A 19,690-nucleotide genomic window follows, 5' to 3' on the forward strand; every position below is an offset into this window, starting at 1 on the left:
TCAAGCCACCTTTCCGGCGTGGCGCGACAGCGCCTCGGTCACATCGCGCAGCGTGCTCATGGCCGCCACGTCGGGTTCGGTGAAGCAGGCCAGGTCCACCCCGGCATCGTCGCAGGCGGACATCAGGAACAGGACCTTGTTCAGCGAGGTCAACCCGTACGTGCCGACCATGTCCTGGTCCAGGTCGATGTCCTGGGGCGCGACGCCGGATTCCAGCACCTGGGCCAGGTTCCGCCTGGCCACCGTCTCAATCTCGCACTGCATGGATGCTTCCCTGGTTGTCGTGGATCCGGGAACGGTAGGCGTCGAGGATGCGCCCGCGCCTGGCCTTGAGCTGAGAGGTGAGCAGCCCGTTCTCGACACTGAACCGAGGACTGGCCACCACCACCGCGCGGATCTGCTCGTCCTGGCCGAACGCGGCGTTGGTGCACGCGAGCTGCTCGGCGATGGCGCGCTCCTCGGCGGGCCCGACCGGATCCGCGGCGGGCGAGACCACCGCGACCAGATGGGTCTGCGTCGGACAGAACACCACACACTCCTCGATCACGGGGCTGGACTTCATGTGCTCCTCCAGCGGCCGGACGACGATCTTGCGGCCGTTGTCCAGCACGATCACGTCGTCGGCGCGACCGTGCACGAACAGGAACCCATCCTCGTCGAGATGGCCGATGTCGTTGGTGCGCACCGTCCCGTCCGCGGCGAACACCCGCTCGGACACCCCGGGCGGCGCCTGCTCGTAGCCCCTGCACACCGGGTGCTCGGCTTGCACGTGGATCACCCCTTCGGCGTCCAACAACACCCGTTTGCCCGGCAGTACGCGCCCCACGCTGCCCCGCCGGTGCGCGCCCGGGTGGTTCTTGGTGACGATGCACGTCTCGTTGAGCCCGTAGCCCTCGAAGATCGGCAACCCGGCCTCCTCGAAGAAGGCCAGCGTGCCGGTCGAGGCCGGCGCCGAACCGGTCCACAGATAGCGGATGCGGTCGCCGAACAACTGCCGCGCGGCGCCGCGGCGCGCCGTCGCCTCGTCGCCGACGAGGCCGGCACCACCCATCCGGGCCTCGATGTGCTTCCTGGCCGTCTCGAAGAAGCCCGGCACCCCCATCACCACCGTCGGCCGGATCCGGCGCAACGCCGGGAACGCCGCCTCGTAGGTGCTGATCGTGACGTCGTGGCCCCAACGCAGCGCGGAATACGTCCAGTAGCGCTGCTGGAGCACCGACAGCGGCAGGAACACGAGCAGATTGTCCGCGCCGCCGTGCCCGAACATCTCCTGGACCGCGCGCAGATCGTCGTCGACGCTGCCGACGGACGCGGTGAGCGTCTTGGGCTCGCCGGTACTGCCCGAGGTGAGCTTCAGCGACAACACGTCGTCGGGCGAGTAGACGATCGGCTCCGGGAGGCGACGCTCGTCCGGTGCGCCCGCCGCCGCGTCGACCTCCGCGAGGGCCCTGCTGCCCGGGGCCCGCGGCGGGCCGTCGGTGAACAGCACGCCCAACCGGTAGCGCTCGCGCAGACCGGTGTCCGTGTCGAACTTGGCCGGATCGAAGCCCACCGTCACCGCACCCAGGCGGATCGCCGCGAGATCCAGCAGCACCCACTCGAGACGGTTCGCGGCCAGGATGCCGACCCGGTCGCCCCGATCGATGCCCAGGTCGCGCAACCACACGGCGAGGCGCCCGGCGCGTACGTGCAATTCGGTCAGCTCCATCGTCCGGATCCCGCCGAGCCGGAAGAAGGAGATGTGCGAGCCGGGGGCGGGAGCCCGGGAGACGATGTGGTTGATCACCGAGTCGCTCATGTCGCGTTCGCCCCCGCCCCGCCGCGCTCGGCCAGGCCGCGCTCGATGTGCCCGGCCATCGTGCGTACCGTGTCCACCTCCGGCAGCCGGTCCAGCGTGATCGTCAGGCCGAAACGCTTGCGCACCCCGGCCAGGATGCGCGCGGCCACCAGCGAGTCGCCGCCCAGGTCGTACAGCGGGCGGGTGACGTCCAGGTCCACGTCCGCGACGCGCAGCGGCTTGGCCCACAACCCGGCGACCACGAGCTCCAGTTCCGAGTCGGCGGCGGTGGGCGCGGACGCGGACGGCGCGGCGGATTCGGCGGCTTCCGCGAGCCTGACCCGGTCGACCTTGCCGTTGCGGGTCAGCGGCAGCGCGGCGTGCCAGTACACCCCGGCCGGGATCATGTACTGCGGAAGATGCTCGCGCAGCGCAGCGCGCAGCGCCTCCACGTCCGGACGCTCGTCGCCGGCGGGCACGAGATGGGCGACCAGCCGATCGCCTTGCGCGCCGCCCTGTCGGGAGACCACCGCACGCTCCACGGCGGGCAACGCGACCAGGCGGGTCTCCACCTCGCCGGCCTCGATGCGATAGCCGTTCACCTTGATCTGGAAGTCGCCGCGGCCGAGGATGTCGATCTCGCCGTCCGGCAGATAGCGGCCCAGGTCCCCGGTCCGGTACAGGCGTTCGCCCCGCTCCGGGTCGATCACGAAGCGCTCGGCGGTCAACTCCGGGTCGCCCCAGTAGCCGCGTGCCAGGCCCACCCCGGCGGCCCAGATCTCGCCGGTGACCCCGTCGGGCACGTCGCACCCGTACTCGTCCAGCACGTACGCCCGGTTGTTCGCGTTCGGCCGGCCGTACGGGATGCTGCGCGAGCCGTCCTCGTCCTCGCCGATCGGGTGCGACACGTTCCAGATCGTGGTCTCCGTCGGCCCGCCCAGCGAGACGATCCGCGGGTCCAACCCGAGCTTGCGCAGGTCCAGGGGCAACGTCGGCGGGATGCGGTCGCCGCTCATCATCACCAGCCGCAGCGTGTCCAGCGCGTTCGTGCCCTCCGCCGCCTGGTCGCGCAGCAGCGACACGATCGCCGGAACCGAGTTCCACACGCTCACGCCCCGCTCGCCGCACAACCGCAACCAGTGCGCGGGATCGGCCGCCCGGTCCGCGTCCGGCAACACCACGGCCGCACCCGAGCACAGGGCGCCGAAGACGTCGTAGACGGACAGGTCGAAGTTGAAGGCGCTGATCCCGAAGAACCGGTCCGCCGGCCCTACGCCGAACCGCGCGTTGCAGTCGGCGACCAGGTTGGCCACGCTCCTGCGGCTGACCATCACACCCTTGGGCTCGCCGGTGGTCCCTGACGTGTACAGCACGTACGCCAGGTGGTCGTCGTCCTGCGCGCCGGGCACCGGACGCGGATCGGGCACCGGGCCGGCCGGCAGCGGGCGGCTCGCGTCGAGCACCAGGACCTCGCGCCCGGTGTCGTCGCCGGCGGCCTCCGCGTCGTTGGTCAGGACCACCCGCGCCCGGCCGTTGCCCAGCATGTACGCCCGCCTCGCCCGCGGGAGCGTGGCGTCGACGGGCAGGTACGCGGCCCCGGCGAGCATCGTGGCGAGGATGCCGACGATCTGCTCGGGCCCGCGGCGCATCACCAGCCCGACCAACTCGTCCGGGCACACGTCGCGGGCGCGCAACCACGCGGCGGCGTGCGCGGCGTGCCCGTACACCTGCGCGTAGCTGTACGACGCCGCGCCGGTCAGCACCGCGGGCGCGTTCGGCGCGCGCTCCACGTGCGCCAGGAACGCGTCCGTGAGCATCCCGGGCGAAGGCAGCGTCACCGTCGTCGTGTTGGCCGCCCGGCGGCGCTCGCGCTGCGCCTCGGGCAGCAGGTCGAACGTGGTCGCCGACCACGCCCGCTCGGCCAGGAGCGCCTCCAGCAGACGCTGGTAGCCGGACACCAGGTCCGCCACCAGACCATCCGGGAACAACCCGTCCACGCTGTCGAACTGCACCACCACGCCGCCGTGTTGCTCGAACGTGGAGACATCCAGCCACACCTGCGGCGTCTGGCTGGAGGTGTACACCTCCGCCCCGAACAACTCCAGGGCCGAGCCGTCGACGTCGGCGTGCGCGTAGCCCAGCGCGCTGTTGAACGTGTACGGCATCGGCCCGCGCGCCGCGCCGCCGCGCCGACCCGCCTCGCGCAGCACCTCGATGCCGGTGAAGTGTCGGTTGTCCAACCCCCGGCGCAGCCCGGCCTGTAGCGCACGCGCCCGCTCCACGAAGGGAATTCGCCGGTCCACCTCGATCTCGACGAGCATCGTCTCGCAGAAGTTGCCGACGGCCTCGAACATGCGCGGGTGGATCGGCGGACGGTTCGCCACCGTGGTGTTGATCGTGAAGCGCGAACCGGCGCCCCACGCCGCGAGGGTGTCCGCGTAGATCGCGAACAGCAGTGCGGAGGGGGTGAGTCCGGCCGTCGCCGCCCGGGCCTTGAGCGCGATCCACTGCGACCGGGTCAGCCGCGCGAAGTGCGCCGAGAAGCGCGGTGCCACGATCGAGGAGGGACTCGTGCGCAGCGGCAGGTCCGGAGCGGGCGCGAGACCCTCGAGCCGGTCCAGCCAGTACTTGCGGGCGCGCTTGGCCGGGGCACGGGTGCGCGCGGCCTCCAACGCGGCCACGTACGCCTCGAAGGACGCCTCCTCCGGCGGATCCGCGTGCTCGGCGCCCGACTCGCCGGTCGCTTTTTCGGCCGCCTCGGCGGCCTCGGCCGTCGCGTCCGCCGTCACGTCGTAGGCGTGCCGCCAGTCGCGGAAGAACAGGAACATGCTGATGGCGTCCATGACCAGGCCGTCGTGGTCGACGTGCAGCACCATCCGGTCGTCCGCCAGCACGGTGACGTCGACCACCAGCAGCGGCGCGCGATCGGCGGGCAGGATGCGATGCGAGCGCGACTCGCGCTCGGCGAGCAGATGTTCGTGCTGTGCCTCCTCGGACGCGCCGCGCATGTCCAGGCGTGCCACGCGCACATCGACGTCGTGCTCTCGGACCTGTCGACCGTCGGGCGTGAAGCGGGTGCGTAACGCGCCGTGGCGCGCCACGACCGCGCGCAGCGCCGCCTCCAGGCGGTCGATGTCCCAGACGCCCTCGATCTCGTGGTAGACGTGGCTGGCCACGTTGCCCATCTCGACGTGCTCGCCCCGTCCGACCAGATAGCTGCGTTGCAGGTCGGTCATCGCGAAGCCGTCCGGCGCGTCCAGATGGGCGACGATCTCCGCCTTGTGTTCCTTGATCAGGCGCAGCAGATCGGGATCCATGCGCTCCCTGGGGCCCTGCAGGCGCAGGTCGGCCCCGGCGGCCGTGATGGTCAGACCCCTGGCCTCGATCTCGCGGAGAACCCGGATGTGACTCACGCCGGCACCTCCGTGTGCGCGGCGACGTCGTCCGGATCCAGGCCCTCGGCGATCAGCGCGCTCAGTTCGGCGACGGTGCGGGCACCGAGCAACTCCTCGATGGGCACGTCGGCGTCGACCTGCTCGGTGAGCTGGTATTGCAGGGCGATGGCCTGCAACGATTCCATGCCGAGCTGGACCAGGGACCGGTCCCGCACGGGCTCGTCCGCGGGCAGGCGCAGGAGGTCGCGCACCAGGCCGCTGAACCAGGGGAGCAGCGGCGGGCTCGGCTGCTCGGAAGACGGTTGTTCGGACGCCGGGTTCGAGGGCGGCGGGGCGGTTGTTCCCGAGTCGGCGAAGAACACCTGGCCGGCCAGGTCGACGGCGGTTCCGGCGGGCACCAGGTCGATCCCGGTGGGCCACCGGGTCGGAGCGGGTACGCCGAGCGCGGTCGACAGGCGGTCCGCGAACCTCGGCATCACCGGCGCGCCGCACGTGGCCAGCAGTCGGGCGGCGGCCAGTTCGAGGGCGACCACCGTGCGCGCCTCGTCCTTGAAGTCCGCCACGTCCGCGGCCGGGGCCTGGAGGCGGGCGAAGGTGGTGACGTCCGTGACGATGCCGTCCAACAGTTCGGCCGCGCGGTTGAGCGAGAAGCCGTCCTGCCCGAGGGCTCCGGTCAGCGCCGATCGGCGCGCCTCCAGCCGGGCCAGGAAGGCCGCGTGCTCGGGCCGCCAGGTGCCGGCGTCGGGCGCCACCCCGCCGTACCGCTTCGCGACGCGCTCGCCCAGGTCGTTCAGCCACGCCTGCCACGTGCCGACCAGGGTGTCGCGGACGAAGCCCTCGTACGCGTCGGGGGAGAAGCTGGTGCGTCGGCCCTCGGGACGGGTCAGCGCCAGGTAGAAGCGGATCGCGTCGACCGTGCGCGGGTTCAGCACGTCCTTGCCCCAGATCGCGTGGCCGCGGCTGGTGGAGAACTTGCTGTCCTCGAGCAGGTAGAACTCGTTGATGTTGTAGTCGATGTCCGGCTGCCATCGCGGATGCGCGACGCGGTACAGCGCCGGGATGAACATCGGGTGGAAGAAACTGCCGTCCGAACCCAGGAAGTGCACGATCTTCCAGTCGGCCCCGGGGGCCTCCGCGTCCCAGTCGCGGCCCAGGTCGCGGCCGAGCGCCCCGATGCCGTAGAGGATGCTGAACGCGTAGTCCAGCCACGACCAGACGACCTGGCCCGGCACGTCGGATTCGGCGGGCGCGATGCCCCATTCGGCCGGGTGCGTGACCGGGATGTGCAACCGCCCGCGGCGGGACAGCCGTTCGGCCAGTTCCTTGACCCCCGCCGGGACGCGGCCGAGCCGGTGGTGGTCGGTGATCACCTCCCCGAACTCGTGCAACGGGAAGGTGTATCGCACCAGCGGACTCTCGCGCGGTGGCGCGTCGCACGCGGCGGAACGCGGCTCGACCAGGTCGGTGCACACATTGGGTTCCAGGCACGTCTCGCAGACGTTCCCGCCGCTGTCGGCGTCGCACGCGGGGCAGCGTCCGGTGACCCCCGACTCGTACAGGTACTCGCCGGTGTCGGCGGCGAACAGCGCGGCACTCTCCCTCGGCGCCACGGTCCCCGAGGCGGTCAGCCGGGAGAAGAAGGTGCGCAGCGCGGCCGGGTAGGCGTCGTCACGGCTGGTCGCGGTGTACTGGTGGACGTCGATGTCCATCAGCTTCAGCGTGGCCAGGATCTCGGCGCTGTAGTGCGCGGCGGTCTGCGCCGGGGTGCGGCCCTCCCGGCGGGCGGCGGCCACGACGTAGTTCTGGTAGTCGTCGCTGCCGGTGATGTGCCACGCGTCGGCGCCGAGCATGCGCTGGTGCCGGACGAACACGTCGGCGCCGAAGAACGGCCCGGATAGGTGCCCCAGGTGCAGGTCGCCGTTGGGGGTGGGTGCGGAGGAGAAGACGAACACGGGACGCTTGCCGAACCCGCGGTGTCCGGTGTCGTCGGCGGCGTGTACCGCTCGTTCGCCGTCGCGCCAGTAGAAGCTGACGAACAGCAGGTCGGTGTCGCCCGTGTTCTCCACCGAGTGCGTCTCGAACGGTTCGAACTGCACGACGGTGGAGGCGGATACCGGATGGCGCTCGGCGTCCACGGTCAGTTCCCCGGTTCCGGAGACGAACACCCAGGTCTCGGTCTCGTCGTGCTGGTGCGCCTGCGAACGCGTGCCGGGGGCGATGCCGACCCAGGTCGCGCCGACACCCAGTCGCGTCGCGGAGCCCGCCTCGACGGCGGCCACGGCGACGCCGTCGGCGGCGCGGGGGGCGTCGGGGCGGTAGGTGCTGATCTTCACGACAGACTCCTTTGCTTCTCCCACGCGTGCGGAGGAATCGAGGACAGGTCCAGCAGGTCCGCGGCCTCCGCCGCGATCGCCGGGGCGAGCCGATACCCGGAACCGTTGGCGGTGCCGGCGAAGACGACGCGCCCCTCGCCGAGCGCCCGTACCTGCGGTTCTCCGGTGGGGCTGTACGCGTCACAGAACACCCGGCCCGAGACGCAGCGTTCGGCCAGTTCGGGGGCGTAGCGGCGCAGGCTCGCGCGCGCCTGGTCGACGTCGTCCGCGGACAGCCCGTCGACCAGGTCGTCGGGATCGACGTCCCAGGTCGTGCAGGTGTAGCTGAACAGCCAGTGCCCCGAGGCGTGCAGGGGCAACAGGAAGGCGTCCTCGTCCTGGAAGACGACGGCCCGGTCGGCGCGGGTCGGGACCCGCTCGATGTGCAGCGCGACGATCTTCTTGACCCGGGCGCCCAGCGGGGCGAGCAACTCCCGCCACGCGGGCTCGGCGAGCCACGGTCCCGGAGCCAGGACGACCCGATCCGCGGTCAGCGTCTCGCCGGTGCCGAGGGTGAGTTCGACACCGCTCACGCTCGTGTCGCGGCCCGGGCTCGCGTGGGTGAGGGCGCGGACCGCGTCCACATGGACGCCCTCGCGCAGGGTGACCCGGGGACGGAGCTCGCGGGCGAGGTCGTGGACCAGGGCGTACACGTCGGCGTACTGGGCGCCTCGACAGTTCCAGATCCGCGCGTCCTCGGGAAGGCGGAGGTCGGGAGGCCCGGACGGATCCTGCTCGGACGGATCCTGCCCGGGTGGGGCGCCGGAGGGATCGCACGGGGCGGGACTGCCGGTCACGGTGTCGATGCGGGTCAACTCGGCGCTGTCGAGGTAGATCTCGCGCACTCGCGCCGCGTTCGCGGGTGAGGCGACCACCGACATCGGTACCGCGTGGATGGGCAGCTCCGGGGCGCGGTGCTTGAGCCGGGCGTAATAGTCCTGGCTGTACGCCGTCATGTGCCGGACCCGCTCCGTCGCGCCGCGCGGACAGTGCAGTCCCGCCGACCGTCGGCTCGCGCCCGCGCCGACGGTGTCCCGGTCCAGGAGTACGACGGACGCCTCCGGCGCGCGTGCGGTGATCTCCCGGGCGACCAGGCACCCGACGATTCCCGCGCCGACGACGGCCACATCGGTGCGTTCCGGGCTCACAAAGCGTCCAGTTCGTCGACGGGCGGCTTGGCGGACCACTCCACGAACGACGGCAGTTGTTCGTCGGAGCCCACGCCCAGCAGCCGGTCGAGGATGCGCCGGCTGCGCCAGGCGGTCAGGCTCAGATTGGGATCCGCCAGTCCGCGCTGGCCACGTGCCGCGTTCTGCATGAAGATCAGGCGATCGCGGGGGCCGTCCCACTGCACGGCGAAGTCCCGGTCGATGCGGTACTCGTCGCCCTCGCGTTCCAGGCGGCTTTCGATCGGCGCGAGGAAATCCGTCGACGCCGGACGAAATCCGGTGGCCCACACAATGGTGTCCACATCCACGTGCTCGACCACACCCGGTCGGTCGTTGTGGCCCATCTTGATGGTCCACCCGCCGGACTCGTTCGCGCTCACGTCGGTGACGCCACGATTGGGAAGCAACGCCAGCAGATCCTGCGCCCCGTCGATGAAGCGGTGCTCGTAGCAGCGCTGGTAGATCTCGCGCAGCGTCGATTCCGAGATGCCGTCGCTGCTCAGCACGTTGCGATTGTTGAGCGACTCGCGCACCGCCTTGTCCAGGCCGGAGAAGTACTCGGAGTAGCTCGGCATGTAGTACTCGTTCGTGAACGGCGAGTCGTCGATGGGAAAGTAGTTCCCGCGCCGCGATATCCAGGTCACCCGCCGGGGTAATTCCTTCGGCGTCCGTGATATCAGATCCAGGAACGCCTCCGCTCCGGACTGGCCGCCACCGACCACGGCCACTCTCTTGCCGACGAGTCCCGCGCGCGTTCCGTCGATGAAGTCGGAGACGTGGAACTGGGTGTCGCCGAGCTTGTCCCGAGCCTGTTCCGGAACCCAGGGTCTGGTGCCGACGCCGACGCAGATGTTGTCCGCGGTCACGGTGCGGCGACTGGTGTGCACGACGAATGAATCATCCGCGTCGTCGAATTCAACGGAGACCACTTTTTCACCGAACACGATGTTCTCGTTGCGCCGACTCGCCCACTCCAGATAATTCCTGAATTCCCGACGAGGAACCGCCTCGTACTGAGCGTTGATGAAGTGGTAGATCTTCCCCTGTTCGTGCAGGTACGAGAGGAAGGAAAACCCGTTCGTCGGGTCGGAGAGGATGACGAGATCCTTGAGCAGTGACACCTGTAACGACGCGCCGGGTATCTGCTGATTGTCGTGCCAGCCGAACTGCTCTTTCTGGTCGAGAAAGAGATTCGGCGTCTCCGAGCGCCCGTGCAGCAGCGACGCCAGGCTCAGGTTGGCAGGACCGACTCCGATGCCGACACAGCGGTACTGCGCCGACTGGGGTTCGTTTTTTTCCGGAATACGGTTTTCGACTGATTTCCCCACGGCTCGACGACACTCCCAGCACTCGCGCAGGACTGGTCATCCGGCGAAATCCCCCAGCGCAACGCGCGTAACTCGCGACACAACCGGGGAACAGCCCCGGTGCGCCGGGAACCGGCCCACGCGGAGCTTCACGACAGATGCTTCTCGGAGGTTGGCCGCCACGCGCTGCGGAAGTCGAACGGTTGTCCGCGCGCACGCCGGGCGGCGACAGGTGGTCGGATTTCAGGCACACGAGATTCCCTGCCCGCTTAATCTCGATTTCGAGCACGGCAGGCAGGTCACGGAGTTTCGGTCCCGGTCCGTCCGTTTAGTCGGTGACGACTGGAGGAAGGGGTACCGACTCCGCGGAGAAGCTTCGGAACGGCTATTACTCAGCTATTCACTTTGGTTTGACCGAAGAGTCGCGTCATCAAATCTTTTCGCGCGAGTCCGCGCGGGCTGATGACCGAGATAGACTCTATAGCAGCGCCGGCGGCTTGGCTAGTGCGTCGCGGCGACCCTCCGGGAAAGATCGATTACCTGCCGGCGGACGGGAAACGCGAAGATCGTATTCCGGTTCCCCAATCTTTGACAACTGCCGAGGTGCCATTGATCAGGCGCTTTACCTTGGATATCGGCCGACCGCGCGCGAGGCGAGCCGCACATGGACGAGATCGTGGACGAGATCGATCTTCCCCGCCCGACCGGATCCACCCACGCATTTTCCGGCCATGACCCCACCGCATATCGTTGACAATCTCAAGGAAGCGGAACCTCCGATTTTGCGGCCGCACGCTCCGATCATGCTCCTCGAATTGCCGTCTCCGTCACCGCATCGACGGGCCCGGCTTCGACCCGCGGCCCACATCCACCGACGCGGGTCGCGACCGGCGGGACGACGAGGTCCCGCACGGGCCGGGGGCCGGGCGGGGCGCGACTGCGTGGGGTGCGCGGGGGCACGCGTACGACCCGGGCCGGGCGGCCGGGCCGGGCTTCGTGCCCGTCCCTGCCGCCGACCCGGGTCCGCGGTCGTCGAGGTTGCCCTATTCCGTGGTCGGTGCCGGCGCTCTTGCGTGCCGGATCCGGGCGCGGTTGTCGTGGTGTGGTGCGCCGGGGGTCCCGACGTCACCGAGTATCGGCGAGTCGGCGACCCGGCGAACGGGCCGAAGGTTCAGCCGCGCCGTGTGGTCGCCGGCTCCGAGGTCGGCCGGCCGGTCACGAGGTTTCCGGGTTCCAGGCTCCGGTGGCGGCCGTGGCGCGTGCGTAGTCCGCGAAGTCGCGCGGTGCGCGGCCGAGGACCCGGCGGACGCCGTCCTCGACGCGTGCGTTGCGGCCGTCGAGCACGGTGGTGAAGAGGTAGATGAGGAAGTCGACGTCGCCGGCGGGCAGGCCGGCCTCCTCGAGTGCCTTGGCGTACTCGTCCGCGCCCACGGTCGCGAAGTCGACGCGGCGTCCGGTGGCGGCGGCGATCTCCGCGACCGCGCCGGCGAAGGTGAGCAGGCGCGGCCCGGTCAGCTCGTACGTCTGCCCGTGGTGCCCGTCCTCGGTGAGCGCGGCGACGGCGACCTCGGCGATGTCCTCCGCGTCGACGAAGGGTTCCCCCACGTCGCCGACGGGCAGCACGACCTGTCCTTCCAGGACCGGCCCGACCAGGTAACCCTCGCTGAAGTTCTGGCTGAACCAGCTCGCGCGCACCACGGTCCAGGCGATTCCCGAATCGGCCACGACGCCTTCACACACCTGGGCCTCCTCCTCGCCGCGCCCGGACAACAGCACCAGGTGCCGTACGCCCGCGCTCGCCGCCGCCTCGGTGAAGGCCCGGATCGCCGCCGGGGCCCCGGGTACCGCCAGGTCCGGGAAGAACGACACGTAGACCTTGTCCACGTCCCGCAACGCGGGTGCCCACGTCGCCGGGTCCTCCCAGTCGAACCCCGGGTCGGCCCCGCGCGAGCCCACCCGTACGTCGGCGTCGCGCGCGCGGAGCAGGTCCACGATCCGGCGACCGGTCTTGCCGGTCCCGCCCAGTACCAGGATCTTGTTCGAATTCACCGTCATGTCGTGTCCGTTCGGCATCGTGAATGTGTTCCTCAAAGATCGTTCAGCCGCCGGACGGGAACAACGCCGTCATGATCAACTATCGTTGAGCAGGATTCAACGATCGGGCGGGGGCCTGCGTGGAGACGTACGAGATCGAGGCATTCCTGACGGTCGCCGAGGAACTGCACTTCGGTCGTTCGGCGGAGCGATTGGGCGTGTCCACGGGGCGGGTCAGCCAGATCATCCGCAAGCTCGAACGCCGGGTCGGGGCAGCCCTGTTCGACCGTACGAGTCGGTTGGTGACGCTCACCACGATCGGCACCCTGTTCCACGACGACCTGCGCCCCGGCCACGAGCAGGTGCAAAGGGCATTGGAACGCGCGATCATGGCCGCTCGCGGCTTCGAGGGCCCGCTGCGGGTCGGCTTTCTCGGCGCCGCGGCCGGCGCGCTCGTCCTGGAGACGGCCCGCGCCTATCGCGCCGAGCACCCGACCGGCGACGTCATCGTGCACGAACTCCAGATGGACAACTGCTTCACGGAACTGCGCGAGCACCGCACGGAGATGGTGCTCAACACCCGACCGGTCACGGAGCCGGACATGGTCGCCGGGCCCGCGCTGTGGAGCGAGCCCCGATACCTGGCCGTCTCCGCGCGGCACCGACTGGCCGCCCGGTCGGAGATCCGCCTGGAGGACCTGGCCCGCGTCACCCTGCTGCGCATGCCCGCCAACGCCCCCGCCGCCATCGCCGACGACCGGGTCCCGGCCGCGACGCCACAGGGCCGGCCGATCGCGCACGGGCCGCGGGTGGCCTCGTTCCAGGAAGCCCTGGCCCTGATCGCGGCCGACGAGGGCGCGTTCACCGTCGGCGGCCAGGTGATCCGCTTCTACACCCGCCCCGACGTGACCTACGTGCCCATCTGCGACGCCCCGCCCATCGAATGGGGTTTCGTGTGGCGCGCCTCGCACGAGACCGCCCGCATCCGAGCCTTCAACGCCAAGGCCGTCGCCGTGCGCACACCGTCGCGACGCGCCCGGGGAGCGGCCGCGGGAGCGCTTTGACCCTCGGGGACATCGAGCGGTCGGGCGGACGGCCGGCGCCGGCGGTCGGCGCGGCGACGGACGCGGACGCGGATGCGGAGGCAGACGCTCGGTGCGTCGAGGCGGTGGGCGCGCCGTCACCCGGGCCGGTCGCCGCGGCGACGGATGTCGAGCGTGGCACAGTGGAACGAACCGCCCAGGCTCTGCACGTGCCGGAAGGGACAGCGGAGCGGCCGGTAGCCCAACTCTTCGAGCAGTGCGCACATGTCGTCGTCCTCGGCTTCCACCAGCACGTGTTCCGGCCCGAGGACGAGCAGGTTCATGCTGATCCAGGGGCTGGTCATGTACAACGGCGGCCAGGTGCGGTGCTTCGGCACCGGTGCGGGTACCAACCGCCAGTCGTGCAGGGGAGTGTGCCGCAGCCGGCGCGGGGTGAGGCGGTCCGGGTTGTACAGGGCCAGACCTTCCGTGAGCGGACACAGACTGGCGTCGATGTGCATCGCGTGCGGGTCGTCCGGTTCCAGCAGGTGGACGCGATACCCGGGCCCGAGGCGCTCCCTCAGGTGCTCGACTCCGGAGCGGTTGGTCACATGGCTGAGTTGGCCGACGACGATTCCCTCGCCCAGGCGCAGGAAGTCGGCCGCATCCCACGCGGGCCGCGAGTCGTTGATCGCCCAGTCGCCGTCGGGGCTCGCCGTACCCTCCAACAGGCAGGCACTGTCGTGGGAGACACCCGAGGGCAGCCAGGTCGCCCCGTCCTGGCGGTACTCACGGATCAGGGGCAGGTAGGCGGACAACTCGTCGCGTCGGCTGCGCCAGGCCATGGGTGCTTCGACGATGCGATCGCCCACCACCAGGAATCCGTCCCGGGGCATCGCGGCGGTGTAGCCACCGAGCTCCGTCCAGTCCACCGGGCGGGGACGGCGGACGCGTACGCCGCGACTCTCCAGCAGGGCGCTCAGCCCGTCGAGTTCGCGCTCGGCGTTGTCGACGATGTCGGCCGGGAACGGATTCCCGGCGACGAACCGGTGCCAGTGCTCACGGGGCATGGTGGCGCGGATCATGCGCTCGTCCTCGGCCGGGAACATCGATCGTCGGGCGGTGCCGACCACACATTCCTCCAGCGGATCCCACTCGTTGTCCGAGCACACCGGGATCGCGGGTCCAGGGGAGCGTCGAGTGGTTCGTTCACCGGTCGGCGGGTGATGGCGCATGTCCCGATCGTGACCGAGACCCGTGTTCCGGGCATCCCGGGCGGGGCCACACGGATCAGTCGAAGTCGTCCACACGCTGCCGGCGGGCCGGTGCTCGGGTGCGGGGCCATACGGTGACGCGGGTGCTCGGGTGCGGGGCCATACGCTGACGCGATGATCCTTTCCGTGCCGCCCGGCGATTTCCGTGCCTACCTGTTCGACTGCGACGGCACCATCGCCGACTCGATGCCGCTGCACCACCGGGCCTGGAAGCAGGCCCTGGACGAGTGGGGCTGCGTGTTCCCCGAGGATCTGTTCTACGCCTGGGGCGGGCGAACGGTGGCGGACATCATCACGTCGCTCAACGAGGACCAGGGACTGGCCATGCCGGTGGAGGCCGTCGCGCATCGACGGGAGCTCCTCTTCCGCGAGTACCTCCCGCAAGTGACCGTCGTACCGGGCGTCCTGGCGCACATCGAACACGCCGCCGGGCGTATACCGATGGCCGTCGTGTCCGGCAGCACCCGCGACTCCGTCACGGCGTCGCTGACCGCACTGGGTCTGCTCGACAGGTTCGACGTACTGGTGTGCGCCGGCGACTACACGAGGGCCAAGCCCGACCCCGAGGGGTATCTCCGGGCGGCCGAGCACCTCGACGTGCCGCCGGAGGATTGTCTGGTCTTCGAGGACACGGAGATGGGCATCCAGGCGGCGACGGCGGCGGGCATGGCGTCCGTACGGATTCCGGATCCTCGTCTGAGGTGAGCGACGCGCCGGGCGCGGTGAGGGTCGCTCCGCGGGGAGGGGCTTCGGCGCGGCTCCGGCGAAATGTGATCGCGGTAGCGCGGCGCGTTTGCTAGCGTCGATGGCATGAAGCGCGCCCACATGATGACGACGACGCCGGAGAGTGTCCCGGCGCGCTGACGAAGTTCTTGGTCGAAGCCCCGGGGCGAGTGCCCCGGGGCTTTGTCTTGCGGTCACTCGCCCGATGAACGCGAGGAGACCCCATGCACGACCACCGCAGACTCGGCCGTGAGCTGGAGCTGTTCGACACCGACCCGCTGATCGGCGCGGGACTGCCGTACTGGCTGCCCGACGGCGCCGCCGTACGGCACGCCTTGGAGGAGTACATCCGCGACGCCGAACGGCGGGCGGGCTACCGGCACGTGTACTCGCCGGTGCTGGGCAAGCGGGAGCTGTACGAGATCTCGGGCCACTGGTCGCACTACAGCGACGACATGTTCCCGCCGATGGACGTGGGCGGCGAGCAGGTGGTGCTGCGGCCGAGCCTGTGTCCGCATCACGCGGTGATCTATCGCTCCCGCGGCCGCAGCTACCGTGAACTGCCGCTGCGTATGGCCGAGTTGGGCGGCATGTACCGGTCCGAGCCGTCCGGCGTGCTCGGCGGGCTGACCCGGGTCCGGGCCATTCAGCTCAACGACGCGCACATCTTCTGCACCCTGGACCAGGTCGCCGAGGAGGCGCGGGCAGCCCTGGAGATGATCGCTCGCGCGTACCGGGCGCTCGGCATCGGCGCGGCGCGATATCGACTCTCGCTGCCGGGTACGGGAGGCAAGTATGTGGCCGCGCCCGAGATGTGGGCGCGGTCCGTCGCGCTGCTGACCGACGTGCTCGACGGCTCGGGGCTCGCGTACGAGGCGGTCGAGGGCGAGGCCGCCTTCTACGGCCCCAAGATCGACGTCCAGGTGGTCGACCCGGCCGGGCGCGAGTCCACCCTGTCCACCGTCCAGATCGATTTCCACCAGCCCGAGCGGTTCGATCTGCACTACATGGGCGCGGACGGCGCGAAGCACCGACCGGTGATGATCCATCGCAGCATCATCGGCAGCGTGGAGCGGGCCGTCGCACACCTCATCGAAGAGCACGGCGGCGCCTTCCCCGCGTGGCTCGCGCCCGTGCAACTGGTGGTGCTCCCGATCTCGGCGACCGAACTCCCGAACGCGCGGGCGTTCGCCCGGCGTTGTCTGGAGGTGGGACTGCGGGTCGAGATCGCCGAGCCCGAACGCGGCACCCTGGGTGCGCGGATCCGCGAGTCCCGTCTCGTCCCGTACCAGGCCGTCATCGGCAGCAAGGAGGCCGCGAACGACCACATCGCCCTACGCCTGCGGGACGGCCGCCGCATCGGTCCGCAACCCGCCGAGGGCGTGCTCGCACGCGTGGGCGCCCTCGTGGACGCCCACGTGAGCGAACTGTGGGACGAGGCGGCGGTGTAACGCCCGCAGCCGCCGTTCCGTCGGGCCGCGCGCCCGTTCGGCCGACAGGGAGGCCGAACGGGCCGGCCCGGCTCCTCGAACCGAGCCGCCGGCAGCGCGTACACGAGCGACCCGCCGGCAGCGTGTACACGCTCGACCCGCCCGTGCTCGGGGCCGCGCGAAAACCGGCTCCGGTTGCCCGGTGTCGGGCGGGACGGTGGGGCGAACACGCCCACCGGTGGCGCAACGCCGGGTACGCGTGGAATGTGGCCGGTATCTGTGGGGTTCACCGCTCCCGAACGAAACGGACCACCTGGTGCGCACCCGACTGTCGAGCCCGATCCCGCCCGCCGAACGAGGTTCGCGTCGAACCCGGCCCCGCCTGCGCCGCTCCAGAGCCGCGGCCGTGCTGGCGGCGGCGCTGCTGAGCCTGACGGCCGCCGCGCCGGCGCCGGCCACCGCGATTCGATCCGACGCGCCCGCCGGGTCCGCGGAGCGGGTTCCGTCCTTCGCCGAGACGCTGACGCCCGATCTGATCGCCCTGATGTAGCGAATGCGCGTGCCCGGCGCCATCGTCTCCATCCGCACCCCCGAGTCGGGTACGTGGACCACCACACTCGGCACCGGAGACCTGGCCGACGGGGCGCCGATCCGGTCCACGGACCACATGCGGGTCGGCAGCATCACCAAGACCTTCACCGGGACGATCATCCTGCAACTCGTCGAGGCCGGCCGGCTGTCCCTCGACGACCCGGTCGCCGCCTACCGGCCCGACGTACCGGACGGGCAGCACATCACCATCCGTCAGCTCCTCCAGATGACCAGCGGGCTGTACAACTACACCGAGGATCCCGAGTTCAACCGGGCGCTCGACGAGCATCCGCAGGCCCCGTGGACCCCTGACGAACTACTGGCGATCGCCTTCGCGCACCCGTCGTACTTCCCGCCCGGGGGCGGGTTCCACTACTCCAACACCAACACCGTCCTGCTCGGACTGATCGCCGAGGAACTCACCGGACAGCCACTGGCCGAGTTGTTCCGGCAGCGCATCTTCGAGCCGCTGGGCATGTCCGAGAGCAGCCTGGCCACGGACTCTCGCCTTCCCCGCCCGCACGCGCACGGCTACGAGTTCATTTCCAACGTCGACAGCCTGACCGCGCCGGTACTCGAGGGCAAGGAAGCGGCCTGGGCCGACTGGTCGGCCGGCAATCCCAAGGACGTCACGAACTCCGATCCTTCGTGGGCCTGGGCGGCCGGCGCCGCCGTCTCCACCGTCGACGACCTGCTCCGCTGGGCCCCGGCACTGGCCACCGGCGCCTTGCTGAGCCCCGAGGTCCAGCGCGAGCGGTTGACCTTCGTCCCCGCCTCCGATCAGCCCGGCGCGCCGACCTACGGTCTCGCCATCGCCGACTTCGGTGGCTTCCTCGGCCACGACGGCCAGTTGCCGGGCTACAACAGTTTCGTGGGCTACAACCCGCAGTCGCGCGCGACCGTCGTCGTCCTCGTCAACCTCAACCAGTCTCCCGACGGCAAGGCGCCGGCCGACGAACTGACCAAGCTGATCTTCTCGAAGGTGTTCCCGGCGCCTTCCTCGTAGCCCTTGCGGGCGGGGACGACTCTTCGGGTCCGGGGGAGCCGGGGCCCGGCGGATCGACACGTCGGTGTTCGGTGCGGCGGATGGGTGCGGCGGATCGGGAGCGGGTGCGCATGCCTGCGCGCCCGATCCGTACGGCCCCACCCGGAGGTACTGCCGACACCGAGGAAGATCCCGCCTCCGGCGCGCCGACCGGCTCCGTCGCTCGACGGGCAGGCCCGAACGCGCGCCGGTCTGCCTGCGCTACGCGGGAGACGCGTTCAACTCGTTCTCCCGGGCACCGAGTTCGCCGCCCTCGTGGAGCAGCGCGGCGCGCACCTCCGCTGACGCGGCCCGCCAGGTGGGGCGCAGGCCGAGGAGGAAGGCGTGCCGGTACGCGGATCCGATCGTCGCCGCACCCGCCTCGTCCAGCACCTCGGTCGCCACCAGGTCGAACGTCACCTCGACGACGTCGTCGGGCAGGGCGTTGATCCGCGCCACGAGGTCCTTGCGCAGCCGGTGGGCGACGGACGCGTCCACGACCCTCGGCACCACCACCCGTGCGCGGCCGTGCTCCACCAGACACTCACAGCCCCAGGTGTCGGTCACTGTCTCCCCCATCACACGCCGAAGAACACGCCGCTCCGGGCGGGCGGTTCCGCTTGTTCGAGTCCACCGCACGCCGGGAGTCCCCGTACGGTCCGATACACAAACGAGACGAAAGCGGTGACATCCGCGGACTCGACGTCGTCCGGCCGACCGGAACCGGCACCTGCGGCAGGCGCCGCAGCGTACCCGGGTGCGGATCACGCCGCCACGGGCATCGGCGACGAATCGCCCGCAGGGCGTGTGAAGTCGGACTCCCGGCGGGGTTCGCGCCCGCCGAAGGGATCACGGAGCAGGATCAGTGCCCTGACGGGAGCCGGGGCGTGGGCGGTCGAGGATCAGGTCGGCGGCGTGGGCGAGGACCTCGGCGCGGGTGCGGCCCTCGTGATCGGTGGCGAGCGAGCGGTGTGCGATCGCCACGCAGAAGGCCAGCAGGCTGCGCGCCTCGACCTCGTCGGGATCGGAGCAGAAGGTGCCGATCATCTCGCGCAGCAGTGCCATTCGCCGGTTGTCCACCCGGCGCAGGCGCTCGGCGACCGCCTCGTCGCGCCGGGCCCAGTCGCGGACCGCGAGGTCGAGGGGGAGCAGTCGGTCGTCGGAGAAGGTGAGCATGCCCGCACGCTGGATCTTGGTCTTCGGGTCGCCGCCCTCGCGCTCGACCCGGTCGATCACCTCATCGGTACTCTCCCGCTCCCAGGCGTCCAGCATCGCCCGCAGCAGCGCGTCGCGGTCGGCGAAGTACCCGTAGAACCCGCCCTTGGTGACGCCGAGCCGCTTCGCCAGCGCCTCGATGCGCACGGCGTCCGGGCCGCCGTCGGCCAGCGCGCGCAGGCCCTCCTCGACCCACCTGTCGCGCGGTGTGCGAGCAGCGCCCACGTTGTGTCCCTTCGTGGCCTTCGTGCCCGTCGTGCCGGTGCACCGGATGTACGCAATCGCCCGTCCGGTTATGCGCAACCGTATATTCGATCTTGCCTGGTGTTATACGCAAGCGTATAACAGAGGTGGCAG

General features: G+C 70.6%; 15 protein-coding genes. 5 read left to right on the forward strand and 10 right to left on the reverse strand.

Annotated elements, in window-relative coordinates; translation table 11 throughout:
- The 7 genes from OG948_RS51235 to OG948_RS51265 form a co-directional block, all read right to left on the reverse strand.
- On the reverse strand, positions 1 to 264 hold the full coding sequence (locus tag OG948_RS51235) for an acyl carrier protein (RefSeq protein ID WP_331771933.1): 264 nt from the start codon (positions 262 to 264) through the stop codon (positions 1 to 3).
- A complete protein-coding gene (locus OG948_RS51240) occupies positions 248 to 1,798 on the reverse strand; it encodes an AMP-binding protein (protein WP_331771934.1) in 1,551 nt (516 codons plus the stop codon). The genes OG948_RS51235 and OG948_RS51240 overlap by 17 nt, the downstream gene beginning before the upstream one ends.
- On the reverse strand, positions 1,795 to 5,190 hold the full coding sequence (locus OG948_RS51245) for an amino acid adenylation domain-containing protein (RefSeq protein WP_331771935.1): 3,396 nt from the start codon (positions 5,188 to 5,190) through the stop codon (positions 1,795 to 1,797). Before OG948_RS51245 ends, OG948_RS51240 begins: the two co-directional genes overlap by 4 nt.
- Positions 5,187 to 7,505 carry a class I tRNA ligase family protein gene (locus OG948_RS51250; RefSeq protein ID WP_331771936.1) on the reverse strand — a complete coding sequence of 773 codons (2,319 nt, stop codon included), beginning with the start codon at positions 7,503 to 7,505 and terminating at the stop codon, positions 5,187 to 5,189. Before OG948_RS51250 ends, OG948_RS51245 begins: the two co-directional genes overlap by 4 nt.
- Positions 7,502 to 8,692 (reverse strand): FAD-dependent oxidoreductase, encoded by a 1,191-nt coding sequence (locus OG948_RS51255; protein WP_331771937.1) that lies wholly within the window; start codon positions 8,690 to 8,692, stop codon positions 7,502 to 7,504. Before OG948_RS51255 ends, OG948_RS51250 begins: the two co-directional genes overlap by 4 nt.
- On the reverse strand, positions 8,689 to 10,041 hold the full coding sequence (locus OG948_RS51260) for a SidA/IucD/PvdA family monooxygenase (protein WP_331771938.1): 1,353 nt from the start codon (positions 10,039 to 10,041) through the stop codon (positions 8,689 to 8,691). The genes OG948_RS51255 and OG948_RS51260 overlap by 4 nt, the downstream gene beginning before the upstream one ends.
- A gap of 1,194 nt (positions 10,042 to 11,235) precedes the next feature.
- On the reverse strand, positions 11,236 to 12,075 hold the full coding sequence (locus tag OG948_RS51265; protein WP_331771939.1) for an NAD(P)H-binding protein: 840 nt from the start codon (positions 12,073 to 12,075) through the stop codon (positions 11,236 to 11,238).
- A 119-nt stretch (positions 12,076 to 12,194) separates the two neighbouring features.
- Between OG948_RS51265 and OG948_RS51270 the strand changes: the two genes are divergently transcribed.
- Positions 12,195 to 13,118, forward strand: a complete 924-nt coding sequence (locus tag OG948_RS51270) for a LysR family transcriptional regulator (RefSeq protein WP_331771940.1) — start codon at positions 12,195 to 12,197, stop codon at positions 13,116 to 13,118.
- A gap of 116 nt (positions 13,119 to 13,234) precedes the next feature.
- On the opposite strand, the gene OG948_RS51275 is transcribed toward OG948_RS51270, so the two are convergent.
- Complete coding sequence (locus tag OG948_RS51275) at positions 13,235 to 14,311, reverse strand: amidinotransferase (protein WP_406300710.1); 1,077 nt, start codon at positions 14,309 to 14,311, stop codon at positions 13,235 to 13,237.
- A 153-nt stretch (positions 14,312 to 14,464) separates the two neighbouring features.
- On the opposite strand from OG948_RS51275, the gene OG948_RS51280 reads away from it, so the two are divergent.
- The 4 genes from OG948_RS51280 (at position 14,465) to OG948_RS51295 (ending at position 18,100) form a co-directional block, all read left to right on the forward strand.
- Positions 14,465 to 15,055, forward strand: a complete 591-nt coding sequence (locus OG948_RS51280; protein ID WP_331771942.1) for an HAD family phosphatase — start codon at positions 14,465 to 14,467, stop codon at positions 15,053 to 15,055.
- A 242-nt stretch (positions 15,056 to 15,297) separates the two neighbouring features.
- Positions 15,298 to 16,524 (forward strand): threonine--tRNA ligase, encoded by a 1,227-nt coding sequence (thrS, locus tag OG948_RS51285; RefSeq protein ID WP_331771943.1) that lies wholly within the window; start codon positions 15,298 to 15,300, stop codon positions 16,522 to 16,524.
- Positions 16,525 to 16,819: 295 nt separating this feature from the next.
- Entirely contained in the window at positions 16,820 to 17,053 is a 234-nt protein-coding gene (locus OG948_RS51290; RefSeq protein WP_331771944.1) for a hypothetical protein, read from the forward strand.
- 9 nt (positions 17,054 to 17,062) lie between these two features.
- A complete protein-coding gene (locus OG948_RS51295) occupies positions 17,063 to 18,100 on the forward strand; it encodes a serine hydrolase domain-containing protein (protein ID WP_331771945.1) in 1,038 nt (345 codons plus the stop codon).
- Between the two features lie 240 nt (positions 18,101 to 18,340).
- Here the strand turns inward: OG948_RS51295 and OG948_RS51300 are convergent, their stop codons facing one another.
- Both OG948_RS51300 and OG948_RS51305 read right to left on the reverse strand, forming a co-directional pair.
- A complete protein-coding gene (locus OG948_RS51300) occupies positions 18,341 to 18,685 on the reverse strand; it encodes a hypothetical protein (protein WP_331771946.1) in 345 nt (114 codons plus the stop codon).
- Between the two features lie 282 nt (positions 18,686 to 18,967).
- Positions 18,968 to 19,558 carry a TetR/AcrR family transcriptional regulator gene (locus tag OG948_RS51305; protein ID WP_331771947.1) on the reverse strand — a complete coding sequence of 197 codons (591 nt, stop codon included), beginning with the start codon at positions 19,556 to 19,558 and terminating at the stop codon, positions 18,968 to 18,970.
- Positions 19,559 to 19,690 lie beyond the last annotated feature (132 nt).

The sequence above is a fragment of the Embleya sp. NBC_00888 genome (genome assembly GCF_045207655.1).
In the GTDB taxonomy this organism is placed as follows: Bacteria; Actinomycetota; Actinomycetes; order Streptomycetales; family Streptomycetaceae; genus Embleya.

Excerpts from the sequence above, each read along its gene's own strand:
- OG948_RS51235 (WP_331771933.1), bottom strand. The coding sequence starts at position 264 with ATGCAGTGCGAGATTGAGACGGTGGCCAGGCGGAACCTGGCCCAGGTG.
- OG948_RS51240 (WP_331771934.1), bottom strand. The coding sequence starts at position 1,798 with ATGAGCGACTCGGTGATCAACCACATCGTCTCCCGGGCTCCCGCCCCC.
- OG948_RS51265 (WP_331771939.1), bottom strand. The coding sequence starts at position 12,075 with ATGACGGTGAATTCGAACAAGATCCTGGTACTGGGCGGGACCGGCAAG.
- OG948_RS51275 (WP_406300710.1), bottom strand. The coding sequence starts at position 14,311 with ATGCGCCATCACCCGCCGACCGGTGAACGAACCACTCGACGCTCCCCT.
- OG948_RS51280 (WP_331771942.1), top strand. The coding sequence starts at position 14,465 with ATGATCCTTTCCGTGCCGCCCGGCGATTTCCGTGCCTACCTGTTCGAC.
- thrS (WP_331771943.1), top strand. The coding sequence starts at position 15,298 with ATGCACGACCACCGCAGACTCGGCCGTGAGCTGGAGCTGTTCGACACC.